Origin of the sequence: Chloroflexus sp. MS-G (genome assembly GCF_000735195.1) — a bacterium.
GTDB lineage: Bacteria > Chloroflexota > Chloroflexia > Chloroflexales > Chloroflexaceae > Chloroflexus.
The window spans coordinates 49,665-61,975 of the sequence record NZ_JPIM01000005.1 but is presented as its reverse complement, the minus strand read 5'-3'; the positions used below and the strand labels follow the sequence as shown (position 1 = coordinate 61,975).

Here is a 12,311-nt window from a genome sequence, read left to right as displayed (position 1 = left end):
GTACCGTGAGACGATTATTCGGATAGGCTCTAAGTGTGTATCTGAATACGCTGAGAGGATGAGTTGCAACCGTGTCAGTGTCCGTCCTGCGGAGCGCGGCTGGCGGCCCTCACCTTCCCCCTGGCCTCCTTCCTCTCCGCTACGGGGAGCGGAAGGGGAAAGGTGGGGTGCGGGAGCGAAAGAGTGTTGGCAACGTTCCAAATGGTTGTTCAGGCACGGTACGTGCCCAATGAAAAATCCGGGTTTTTGATCAGGTTTTGAGACGGTGGACTGCTGAAACGATGCTTCAGCAGTCCATATATCTTAGCGGCGTGTCCCACACGGATGGGCTGCCTTCACCGCACCTCAAAAACTTCTTTATCAACCAGCTCGACTTCAACCGGATAATGTCCGGTGAAACAGCCGGTACAGAAGGTTGACGGATCACGACCGGTAGAACGGATCAGACCTTCAAGGCTCAGATAGGCCAGACTATCGGCACCGAGGTGTTGCCGAATGCCCTCAATCGTCAGGCGGTGTGCGATCAATTCAGGGTAGGTCGCCATATCAACCCCCAGGAAGCAAGGATGGCGAATAGGTGGCGATGAGACGCGCACGTGTACTTCGCGTGCACCGGCTTCACGGAGCAATCGCACAATCGGCCCACTGGTGTTACCGCGCACGATGCTGTCGTCAACCAGCACCACACGTTTCCCGGCAAGATTATCGGGAAGCGCATTGAACTTGAGGGCGATACCCAATTGACGGAGCCGGTCGTCGGGTTGGATAAATGTGCGACCGATATACCGATTCTTGATTAACCCTTCTGAATAGGGAATCCCTGACTCTTGGGCATAACCAATTGCTGCGGGTGTCGCACTATCAGGCACCGCTATCACCACATCGGCGTCACAAGGTGCTTCACGGGCCAGTTCACGTCCCTGCGCCACCCGAATTGCGTGTAACACTTTACCATGAAGTATGCTGTCGGGTCGTGCGAAATAGATATACTCGAACAGACAGGCAGCAGTCCGCAACGATGGTTGAAGCGTAATCGTTTGTGGGCCATCGAGCGTAATCTTTACAATCTCACCTGGTTCAATTTCGCGCACAAAGGTTGCGCCAATAGTCCCAAGAGCGCAGCTTTCCGAAGCCACTACCCAGCCCTGATCGCTTAGTTGCCCTAGACACAAGGGGTGTAGGCCCCACGGATCACGTACCGCGTAAAGTGCATCGCGAGTCAGTACGGTTAGACAGTAGGCACCCTGGGCACGCACCATAAAGACCTTTAACTTCTCTTCCCATGTGCGCCCTTCGCCCCCAGCCAGCATTTGGGTAATGACCTCACTGTCACTGCTACTCGTCAGACCTACGCCGCGCTGTAGCAATTCGCGTCGCAGCACCGCTGCGTTGGTCAGGTTGCCGTTGTGTCCGACGGCCAGTGGGCCTAATGCGCTCTCGACCACGAAGGGTTGCGCGTTTTCAAGTTTTGATGAACCGGTGGTTGAATAGCGGGTATGACCAATCGCCATGTAGCCGCTCAGCGGACGTAATTTCTCTTCATCAAAGACCTGGGCTACCAGCCCCATGTTTTTGTAGTAGCGAATACTGCGGCCGTTACTCACTGCAATGCCGGCACTTTCCTGACCGCGATGTTGGAGCGCGTAAAGACCAAAAAATGTCAGGCGGGCAACGTCGGCGTCAGCGGCAACAATCCCGAAAATACCACATTCGTGAACTGGTTTATCGTCTGATACAGTGGGGATTGCGAAACCTTCAGCAATGGTATCATTACGATCAGCTACGCCGGTCAGCGATTGATCGTTCATGAGAATGTATCCTCCTGCGCGCAGGTTTGGGGACGGGTTGCATCATTGCATGCTATAGAAAGTATATCACGGATTATGGAACCTTCATTCAATCAATCATTACCATCGCAGCGGATTTCGTGGACAGTTGGTTGTCTGCTGATAGTAATACTGGCGATTGGATTGACGATCAACGGGTTCTTGCGTCTGGTTGAAATCGGTGTAAGCCTGTCTGGAGCTGGTGGCGGAGGACGGCTGATCGTGATTTGGATCAGCCTTGCCATCAGTGCAGTCATCTTCGCGATTTGGGTTGGCTTGACCAGAGGTGCAGTACGCGATGTCGCGTTGCGCTGGCTGGCAGCCTTGCCACTGCCTGCTCTGCTGGCCGGTACCAGCCTTATTCCGTCAGTCGAGAGTCAGTTTCAGGTATTGGTACAGCTCGGCGTGTGCCTGTGCTACGCACTGGGGATCACCTGGCTTACCCGCCACCAACCATTTCACTGGCACTGGTCGCCACTGGTGTTGAGTATTGGCTTGCTTACCAGTCTGCCATGGCTGGTCATTGGCGCACCTGGTTCATGGTTTGATCTGGGGTTGGCCCTCTTGCTCGGCGGAGTGGTTGGCTGGATCGTTGGCCGATTGCTGATGTGGCGGCCACCGTTGAGCTGGCAGCAACCAACGACCGTTGGGGTGTGGCTAGCTGAAGGAGCCGCAATTGGCTTGCTGCTCCTTATAGTCAGTCGTGCACTGGGGCCGAACCACGCAGCGCTCATCTTTTTATTTAGCACACCGGCAGCGGGTTGGCTCTTGCTGTCGTTGGCTAAGGACGCAACCATACCTGCGATTACGTCGGTTGGAACGCTTTTTGGGGTGTGGTATATCGGTGTGCCGCTAGCGTTCACCGACTCAGATACGTTGCATCCCCTGTTCCTGTTCGGTAGCTTTCCCGAAGGTTTGCATCTTGCGATCCTGGCGGCAATCGGGCAGACGATCCTGGCGATTCTCGCTATACTGCTGATCCGTTATCTCCCTAACCGGCGCATACATACCATCGGTGCAGGCGTGCTCGCGGTTATGGGTGTCATGCTGCTCATTGTCGGCGGTCGGGCGGCGCCGAATGGCGACCGTCTATTTGTTGTGTTGCGCGATCAGGCGGTGCTTAATGGGCTGGAAACAATTGCCGACTATAACAAGCGGCGAACCGCGGTCTATCAGCGCCTCGTTAGTCACGCCACGATCACGCAAGCGCCGTTACGGTCAACGCTTGACCGCCTGGGTATACGTTACACACCGTATTACCTGGTCAATGGATTAGAGGTAGAAGCCGATCTGCCAGTGCGGCTATGGCTCCAGAGTCGACCAGAAGTGGCCGAGGTAATACCGGTACCCCATCTGCGACCGTTACCGATTAGCCCGCAAACGGCTGTAGGGAACGAACCGCCTCCGACAGAAACACCTTGGAATCTGGTTGCCATTGGTGCGCCAGAGGTGTGGGCGCGTGGTATTCGGGGGGCAGGCATTATTATCGGTCAGGCCGATTCAGGCGTTGATTACACGCATCCAGAATTGAGTGATGCCTACGCTGGTCGTACAGCGAGTGGTATTGAGCATACCTATCACTGGCTCGATCCCTGGACAAACGCTCCGGCACCGTATGATGTGAGTGGTCACGGTACTCATACATTGGCAACTGTGCTTGGCAATCAGGTTGGGGTAGCCCCTGATGCGACGTGGATCGGATGCGTCAATCTTGCCCGTAACCTCGGTAATGCACCGCGCTATCTTGATTGCCTGCAATTTCTCTTCGCGCCATACCCGTCTGGAGGTGATCCCTTTCGTGACGGGAATCCGACGCGCGGAGCGCATATTTTGAACAATTCGTGGGGATGTCCTTCCGACTTAGAAGGCTGCACGGTTATGTCACTGCAACCGGCGGTGCGCGCATTACGCATCGCTGGAGTCTTTGTGGTAGCTAGTGCCGGTAACGATGGCCCAGCCTGTGGCTCGCTCAATGCGCCGCTTGCCATTTACGACGAGGTTATGACGGTTGGGGCCGTTGATGCTGAGGGTCGCCTGGCGTTCTTCAGCAGTGTCGGTCCGGTACAGGTTGATGGAAGCCTGCGGCCCAAACCCGATCTGGTTGCGCCAGGTGTTGATATTCTGGCGGCTTTTCCCAACCAGAGCTACTACCGTGCCGAAGGCACTTCAATGGCTGGCCCGCATGTTGCCGGTGCGGTTGCACTCATGTGGTCGGCAAATCCTGCGCTCATTGGTGACATCGACACAACCACGCGTATCCTCAAGGAAACGGCCCGTCCTTATCCGCATAGTGATGGTGATCGCTGTGGGGCTGGAAACGGTGTTGGAGCCGGTTTACTCGATGTGGCAGCAGCGGTACGCCGGGCGTTGGGTGCGCGCTGAGAAGAGAGCAGGGCGCGTGTTGTGAGGGCGAGTGGTGGCACCGCCAGGCGATGGTCTTTCGTCATTCCCAGCAGAGTGCGGTAGAATGCACAATGTGTTACAAAAGAGATGAGGTGGTATGTGAACGAACGACGTAAGTGGTGGGCGCTAGCGGCAGTTGGTAGTGGCGTATTAGTTTCGACCATTGACGGCTCGATTGTCAATATTGCCCTTAATACCCTCGTGCAGGCATTTGGCAGCAATCTGAACATCGTGGAGTGGGTTGTCCTGGGTTATCTGCTGACCCTTGCATGCAGCCTCTTGATTATGGGGCGACTGGGAGATATGTACGGCAAGCGGCGGATATACCTGATCGGATTTGGCCTTTTTACCGTCGCTTCATTGCTCTGCGCAACTGCTCCTTCGATAACAGCACTGATTGCCTTTCGGGTTCTGCAAGGTATTGGAGCCGCAATGATCCAGGCCGTCGGTCCGGCTCTGCTGGTAACGGCTTTTCCTGCTCACGAGCGTGGGTTGGCGCTGGGAGCCATCGGTTCATTTGTTGCTGCCGGTATTCTGATTGGTCCTGCTTTAGGTGGGATTCTGCTGCGCTATGTTGGTTGGGAAGCGATCTTTTTCGTAAATTTGCCCATTGGCATCATTGGCTGGTGGCTAACGATACGTGCGATTGCTCCCGATCAAACGACACGACCCGGACAGCGGTTCGATCTGGTTGGCGCGTTCCTGATGGCGGCTGCCTTGTTCTTCCTGTTGTTGGGGCTAACTGAAGGGCCGATATGGGGCTGGCGTGATGCGCGAGTTATTGGTCTCTTTGTTGCCGCACTGATGGGTGGTGTGCTCTTTGTCTTCTGGGAATTGCGTTACCCGCAGCCGATGTTGCAATTGCGTATCTTCCGGCGTCTCGCCTTTTCGCTTAATTTGCTGGCAGCTCTGGTGCTTTTTCTAGGCATTTCATTCAATTTACTACTCACCCCTCTCTTTTTTCAGTTGGTGTATCAATTCGACCTCCAGCGAACCGGTTTTATGCTGATGTCTCTGCCCATAGCACTGTCGCTGACCTCGCCGATCAGTGGTCGGCTGTCAGATCGGTTTGGTTCAAGAGTATTGACGATCGCTGGCCTGATTGTAACCGGACTGGCATTGTTGGGCTTAAGCTTCAGCACGCCAACAACACCGCTTCCGCAGATGGTGGGCTTTCTGGTGTTGCTCGGGATTGGAGTAGGCTTGTTTCAAAGTCCGAATAACAGTACGATATTAGGAAATGCTCCTCCAGAAGCGTTAGGGGTCACGAGTGGATTGCTGGCGGTGGTGCGTACTGTCGGCCAAACTGGTGGTATTGCTCTGGCTGGAGCAGTATGGGCTTCACAAGTCTTTGCCTTAAATGGTGCTCCGGTCACACCGATTACGGCTGCTCCGCCAACAATCCTGGCCGGTGGCTACGATGTGGCAATGCGTGTTGCCGCGCTGATCGCCACTCTGGCAATTGTTCCATCGCTGTTCGGTGGTCGGGCATTACAACGCCAGCTCGTGCCGGTGAAACAGCCGGTAGCCGATTAAGAGGGAGGGAATGCAGACCCGAAAGACCCATGAGCTTTCTCTGTGGTCTCTGTGGTGACGATCATTACAGTAACGAGTATGGGTATGGAGGATAGCAGATGAGCAACATTGTGTGGCGTGCTACAAAACCGCTCATTGTGATCGGTGGAATTGTCCTGCTCTGGATCACGATGCTCGGCCTAAGTGGATGTAGTACGGCGCCATTGCTAGGAGAGGTTGTGGTAACTGCCGAACGTTACAGTCCAGGGCGTGATACCCCTTTAGCGATCCAGTATCAGGTTGGGCGAGCGGCTCTGGTCGATATTTACATCCTTGATGCTGCCGGTCAACGGTATGAACTGCGTCGATCACAACCACGAGCAGCAGCATCTGATCCCTACATATTGCGCTTCGATGGGAGTGTACCGACTGATGATCCCCAAGTCTTGCGCCGTTTGTTACCTCCAGGTCAATATACCTTGGTGGTGGCAGCACGGGCCGCTGAAGGTACTGCCAGCGACGAGCGACGGCTTCCCTTGATCATCGATGGGGAACCAATTGAACCACCTGAAATCGAAAATTTGATGGTCTGGCCACCAGTTATTTCTCCTAATGCCGATGCAATCGATGATGTTGCCGAATTTACCTACCGGCTACCTGTCAGTGCGACGATCAATATTGAGGTTATGGCGCCAAATGGCGAGATCATTCCGGTTGTGACCCGCGAAGAGGAAGGCCCCTACGAGCAGCGTCACGTCTGGAATGGCAAGCGACCCAACGGGTCGTTACTTGATGCTGGAGTCTATACCTACACGGTACGGGCTGAAGATACCTTTGGGAATGTTGTCCAGCGCCAGGGCCAGATCACGCTGGTCGATGTCGGTCAACCAGAAGCACGGATCGTCTACTCGATGATTGCGCCGCAGCGAGTGATGCTGGGCGAAGTCATCACTGTCACTATTCGGGTGCGCAATACCGGTACCGTTCCAATTCGTACCTATGGGCCACCGAGCGGGTACGAATATACGACCGACGAAGTCTTCTCTTCAGTTGAAGATGGGAGGTATGCTGCTCAGGCTGGTGGTTTTTGGCGCGTGGGAATGGATTGGGATGCTAACAGTGGCGGTGGGCCAAAGCGATACCCGTATCGCTGGGCTATTTCACCGCGTCCACCCGAAGCGTGGGCGCAGCCCTTTGTGGAAGATTTTCTCTACCCTGGTGAAGAGGCCGAGGTTATTGGGCGAGTGCGTATTTTACAGCGCGAAACACGGATGGGCTTCTACGTCGGGCTAATTCAAGATGGAGTAGGCTTCTTTCAAGATCGGACCGGGCGCACGATCATTGATGTTGGCTTCTGAAGTAAAAGAACAGGACACCCTCCATCACCGAGGATGTCCTGTCCATGGGAGGTACTTCTGGTTAGCGGTCGGCAACTTTAAAGGTCGCGCTGCCTATCGACAGCAGATCGCCGTGGTTCAGCCGTTGGCGAGAATTGATCCGCTGACCATTGAGGGCAACCAGAGCACTATGGTCGAGTGGTGTCACAAACCATCGCTCAAGTGCCTGGGCAATCTCAGCATGGCGCTCTAGCACTTGCCGATCATAAAGCACAATGTCACACTGACGGGCACTGCCAATCACCATGCTACGCCGATTGACCACAATCTGTTGTCCGGTTCGCGATCCGGACACGCCGATGAGGGTAAGTTCTCGGCTCATAGCGGCCTCCAATGAACATAACTAGTGCGATACAACGATATAGCCTTATGATTCTCATTAAAATCTCATTTGTCAAGAGTGACCTTTGGGCTATTGCAGAATGTCTGTTATCGAGCACGATAGAGAGCAGATCACATTACCTGGGGAGCCTCGTTACGTCGGGAAATCTGCCATCCCATCAGGGAAGGAGCACGCAATGACGAAATCAGCAATCCAACGGGTGCGCATATACTTGAATGGCGAGGATTGGGCTGGTGATCGACCGTTGTACAAAGCAGTGCTTGCCATTTTGCGGCAGAGTGGCGCAACCGGCGCGACAGTGTTGGCTGCATTAACCGGCTTCGGGCCACAACGTCAGGTTGCGCCAGAAGCTGAACGTCAGCCAATAGTTATCGAGTGGGTTGATTCGGTTGGGCGAATTAAACGTCTGTTACCGTATATCAGCGAGCTTGCACCGCGTGCGCTGATCACGGTTGAGCCGGTGGACGTAGCGCAGGGCATCTTGCGCCCAAGTGGGCCATTTGATGTTGAGATGGTGTCTGAACTGATGCAGCAACCGTCTAGGATCATCACACCTGACACTCCACTGATTGAGGTGTTAGAGCATTTTGTAGCCGGTCGCAGCGAATTGTTACCGGTGATCGACAATGATGCTGTGATTGGCGTTATTTCTCCTCGCGAGCTGGCATGGCGGGCCGGGTTGCGCCTGGCGCCGGAACTGCTCAAGGTATTAGAACCAGCAGAGGGCACAGCAGTGCTAGCGTCGTTGAAAGGCCGTACCGTTGGCGAAATTGTGAATCGTGATGTGCGGGGTGTTGCACAGACGACGCCGATCACGCAGGCACTGGCAGTGATGATCGAGTGGGGGTATACCCAGATGCCGGTGGTTGATGAACAGGGGCGGCTCGTTGGGATGTTTGGTCACCACGAAATCTTACAGGCAGCGGCACAACAGTCAACCTCCACCGAGCAGGGTGAAGTGCGGGTACGTATGGTCATGCAGGCGGCTACTGCCCGAGTTGCGCTTGGTCAATCGCTGGCCACAGCTCTGGCGATCTTAATCACTGCACCCGGTCACGTGGCATTTGTAGTTGATGATCAGCAACGGCTGGTCGGTGTGTTACGACTCACGCGGGTGTTGTCGTATGTGCAAGGTGATGAACGGAACCTGCTCCTGGCGGCATTACGTCGTACTCAGCCAACGCCGGTTACTGCTCTACCCGGTGCCCGGCAAACGATAGATGAACTGGTAGAGCCGTCACTGCCGACAGTTGCACTTGATGCCGGGCTTAGTCTGGCTGCACAGCAGTTGTTAGTCCATCAAGCTGAACGACTGCCGGTGGTTGATCCCGATGGCCGACTATCGGGTATAATCGCACGTGGGGCCTTGATCAGGGCCTTACTACAACAATAGTAGGAATGAAAAGCTATGGCTGATCGTGTTTTAATCACCGGAGGCGCCGGTTTTCTGGGGATCAATCTCACCCGTTACTTACTGGCGCGCGGGTATCTTGTCCGTTCGCTCGATATTGCTCCTTTCGATTATCCCGAACGCAATCAGATCGAAGAGCATACCGGCGATATTCGCGACCGGGCAGCGGTAGACCGGGCAATGAAAGATGTGCGCTTTGTAGTTCATACCGCAGCCGCTCTCCCACTCTATTCACCGGCTGACATCTTCTCAACCGACATCGACGGTACGCGCAATGTCCTCGAGTCGGCGCGTGAGCACGGCGTTGAGCGGGTGGTCCATATCTCCTCAACGGCAGTGTACGGCATTCCCGATCATCATCCACTGTTGGAGACCGATCCGCTCAGTGGTGTTGGCCCTTACGGCGAGGCGAAGGTCAAAGCCGAAGAGCTGTGTCTCGAATTTCGCCGGGCCGGAATGTGTGTTCCGATTCTCCGCCCGAAATCGTTCGTTGGTCCCGAACGGTTAGGCATCTTCGCTATGCTGTACGATTGGGCGATGGATGGGCGGAACTTCCCCTTGCCGGGAAATGGCAAAAATCGCTATCAGTTGCTCGATGTTGAAGACCTCTGTGAGGCAATTGTTCTTTGCCTACGCCTTGATCGCGATCGGGTCAACGATACCTTCAACATCGGTGCAAAAGAGTTCGGAACCATCAAAGAGGATTTTCAAGCAGTGCTCGATGCTGCGGGTTATGGTAAGAAGATTATTACCTTTCCGGCAGCACCAATGGTCTGGGCTTTGGCGATTCTGGAAAAACTGAAATTATCGCCAGTCTACAAATGGGCTTACGGTACCGTTACCGAAGACTCGTTTGTGTCGGTAGAAAAGGCCGAGCGGGTATTAGGCTTTACACCAAAATACTCGAACAAAGAGGCACTGGTGCGTAATTTCAAATGGTATGTCGAAAATGCGCATAAGTTCGGTCAGCAGACCGGTGTATCGCACCGTGTTCCCTGGAGTCAGGGTATCTTGCGCTTTGCAAAGCTGTTTTTCTAGGAGTAGGGTCAAACGTCTCCCTGATGGGCTACCCAAACCGACCGCTCTTTGCTAGAGCGGTCGCAGTAGCCCACGTTTCTTCTGTAGTTCAAGGCCAGTATGTGTGGCTGATACACCGATGATAGAGAATGTTCTCATTCAGGTCTGGAAACCCTGACTAAAGGGTAGATGTTATCAACCCAACGGCTATGAAGCGCCTATCCGAAAAATCGATCATCGGTAGGGGCGAGGTGTCGCCTCGCTCCTCCGAAGTTCCACGACGATAGTCACGGAGCGCCTATCCGACATCTCCTGTTGTAGTAGCGCTGCGCCCGTACATCCATTGATAGGTTGCATCCGTTGCACGGTGAGACGATTATTCGGAACGGCACTAATACTGACGTTCGTTGTCACGGTCGTTCCATCTGCTGCGCGTGATACCATTCATCGCCAGTGCAATCCCATCTTGCAACGTCGCACGGGTCTCGAAGACACTTAAATCTGCGCCAAGACTGACCAGCGTCTGTGCGACTTCAGGGCTGATCCCCGTCAACACCACCTGAGCACCAAGCAGACGTACTGCCCGTGCTGCCCGAATCAGAGCATCGGCGATAAAGGTATCGACCGTCGTTACACCGGTGATGTCAATGATCACAATCTCGGCCCCACGGGCAGCAACCCCTTCTAATAAGGTCTCGATAATCATCCCGGCGCGGCGTTGATCAATTGATCCCACTAGTGGCAACGCTACCGCCTGATCGCTAATCGGCACCAACGGCGTGCTCAACTCACGTAATGCCCGCTCTTGGGCAGCAATAATCTCTTCCTGCATCTGAAGGCGCTCGAACTCAATCGCCTTAATATCGCTGATGTTCTGCATCATCCCGACCATCCGGGCCGCCTTACCGTCAGGCCCGACCAGAAAGTAGCCACGGTCGAGAATCCATACATACGAGCCGTTCTTATGAGCAAAGCGATACTCAATGTCGTATTCACTCAGGCTGGCTTCGGCTTCACCCAACAGGCGAACGGCTCGTTCACGATCTTCGGGATGGATGAGCGCTTCCCATTGCGCAATTCCGCCATCAAGCTCGTTGATCGAGCGTCCACACACGTGTTCTGTTTCACCACTCCAGGTAATGTTGCCGGTGGCGACATCATAGTCGTAAATCATTAGACGTAGTGCCCGCACAAGCATCGCATAACGATGACGAAGATCGTTAAGTTCGCGGAACAGACCCTGGGTGTCGATTGACATAACCATTCCCTTCCTGGCACGGACAGACTGACGCCTTGGTCGTTAGGCAGCGCGGCTACGGTTGATTGTAGAGAAGGTGTCGTAAACTGTCAATCTTCCCCTACGCCCGCCCATACACCGGTATCGCCGCTCCGCTAATAATTCTGGCGGCAGGGCTAACCAGAAAATGGATCACATCGGCAATCTCGGCGGGTTTGACCCACACCTCATAATTTGCTTTCGGCATCGCCGCTCGATTAGCCGGTGTGTCGATCACGCTTGGTAAGACAGCGTTGACGGTGATATTGTGCGGACGTAGCTCAACTGCCAGGGCTTCCGTTAATTGCAAAACGGCCCGCTTCGCTGCGGCATAAGCAGCCAGGTTGGCACCGGATTGTGTAGCAGTACGACTACTGACATTGACAATAGCGCCGCCACCGCGAGTAATCAGGTGTGGAATGGCTGCCGCACACGAGATAACTGCCGTTTTCAGATTGATATCGATTTGCGATTGCCAGAGTTCCCACGAGGTCTGATGTACCGGCTCACCACCGGCAAAGCCACCAGCGGCGTTTACCAAAATATCAATGCCACCGTGATCATTGGCAATCGTCGCGTATGCCGAGCGCGTTGCCGGTTCGTCGGTGAGATCGAGCTGGATGCCGATCACCGCCGGCAATCGTTCAGCCAGACCCTGAAAGGCCTCTTGATGCACATAGGGAATGATAACAGTAGCACCAGCCGTCAGCAGACGATCTACCACAGCAATGCCTAAGCCGCCGGTACCACCGGTAACAATCGCAACTTTTCCTGCCAGATCCATACCGCTGCCTTTCGTGAATACAAACAACTCTGGCGCACAACAACGCCAGAGTTGCCTCTATGCCCAGACAAACGGAGAGCATCCCCTGCCGGCAACCTCATCGTTACCCATTTCAGTATGCCTTACTGCATTAGCAGGTCGAAATGCGGTCGTCCATCATCGCCGCCTAGCCGACGCAGGCCACGCTGAATGGCGCGGGCAGCACCTTCACCGATCCAGAACGTCAGTACTGAACCGACGAGCAGGCCTATTGCACTACCAAGCGCTGCCCCACTGGCGAACAGAACAAACCGTTTACGCCGCGACGCTGCTCTGCGCCGCGCAGTCTCCTTGCCCATA

At 54.6% G+C, this 12,311-nt stretch carries 10 protein-coding genes; 5 read left to right on the top strand and 5 right to left on the bottom strand.

The genetic code is table 11. From position 1 onward, the window contains the following. Window positions 1-335 precede the first annotated feature (335 nt). On the bottom strand, window positions 336-1,808 hold the full coding sequence (purF, locus tag JE47_RS0101835) for an amidophosphoribosyltransferase (protein ID WP_031458126.1): 1,473 nt from the start codon (window positions 1,806-1,808) through the stop codon (window positions 336-338). Between the two features lie 75 nt (window positions 1,809-1,883). Between purF and JE47_RS0101830 the strand changes: the two genes are divergently transcribed. The 3 genes from JE47_RS0101830 (at window position 1,884) to JE47_RS0101820 (ending at window position 7,102) form a co-directional block, all read left to right on the top strand. Beyond that, window positions 1,884-4,208 carry a S8 family serine peptidase gene (locus JE47_RS0101830; RefSeq protein ID WP_031458125.1) on the top strand — a complete coding sequence of 775 codons (2,325 nt, stop codon included), beginning with the start codon at window positions 1,884-1,886 and terminating at the stop codon, window positions 4,206-4,208. A gap of 120 nt (window positions 4,209-4,328) precedes the next feature. Then, window positions 4,329-5,765 carry an MFS transporter gene (locus JE47_RS0101825; protein WP_035418825.1) on the top strand — a complete coding sequence of 479 codons (1,437 nt, stop codon included), beginning with the start codon at window positions 4,329-4,331 and terminating at the stop codon, window positions 5,763-5,765. A gap of 98 nt (window positions 5,766-5,863) precedes the next feature. Continuing rightward, complete coding sequence (locus tag JE47_RS0101820; RefSeq protein ID WP_031458123.1) at window positions 5,864-7,102, top strand: hypothetical protein; 1,239 nt, start codon at window positions 5,864-5,866, stop codon at window positions 7,100-7,102. Between the two features lie 61 nt (window positions 7,103-7,163). Here the strand turns inward: JE47_RS0101820 and JE47_RS0101815 are convergent, their stop codons facing one another. After that, window positions 7,164-7,463: an FHA domain-containing protein gene (locus JE47_RS0101815; protein ID WP_031458122.1), complete on the bottom strand. Its 300-nt coding sequence runs from the start codon at window positions 7,461-7,463 to the stop codon at window positions 7,164-7,166. A 196-nt stretch (window positions 7,464-7,659) separates the two neighbouring features. Here JE47_RS0101815 and JE47_RS0101810 point away from each other — a divergent pair, with 196 nt between their 5' ends. Then, the gene (locus JE47_RS0101810) at window positions 7,660-8,877 is read left to right on the top strand and encodes a DUF190 domain-containing protein (protein ID WP_031458121.1); all 1,218 of its coding nucleotides are present in this window, start codon (window positions 7,660-7,662) and stop codon (window positions 8,875-8,877) included. 15 nt (window positions 8,878-8,892) lie between these two features. Then, on the top strand, window positions 8,893-9,933 hold the full coding sequence (locus tag JE47_RS0101805; RefSeq protein ID WP_031458120.1) for an NAD-dependent epimerase/dehydratase family protein: 1,041 nt from the start codon (window positions 8,893-8,895) through the stop codon (window positions 9,931-9,933). 370 nt (window positions 9,934-10,303) lie between these two features. Here JE47_RS0101805 and JE47_RS0101800 read toward each other — a convergent pair whose 3' ends face one another. The 3 genes from JE47_RS0101800 to JE47_RS0101790 form a co-directional block, all read right to left on the bottom strand. Further along, on the bottom strand, window positions 10,304-11,170 hold the full coding sequence (locus JE47_RS0101800) for a PAS domain-containing protein (RefSeq protein WP_031458119.1): 867 nt from the start codon (window positions 11,168-11,170) through the stop codon (window positions 10,304-10,306). 100 nt (window positions 11,171-11,270) lie between these two features. Then, window positions 11,271-11,972 (bottom strand): SDR family oxidoreductase, encoded by a 702-nt coding sequence (locus tag JE47_RS0101795; RefSeq protein ID WP_031458118.1) that lies wholly within the window; start codon window positions 11,970-11,972, stop codon window positions 11,271-11,273. A gap of 122 nt (window positions 11,973-12,094) precedes the next feature. Next, entirely contained in the window at window positions 12,095-12,310 is a 216-nt protein-coding gene (locus JE47_RS0101790) for a hypothetical protein (RefSeq protein WP_028458358.1), read from the bottom strand. Window position 12,311: the final 1 nt, after the last annotated feature.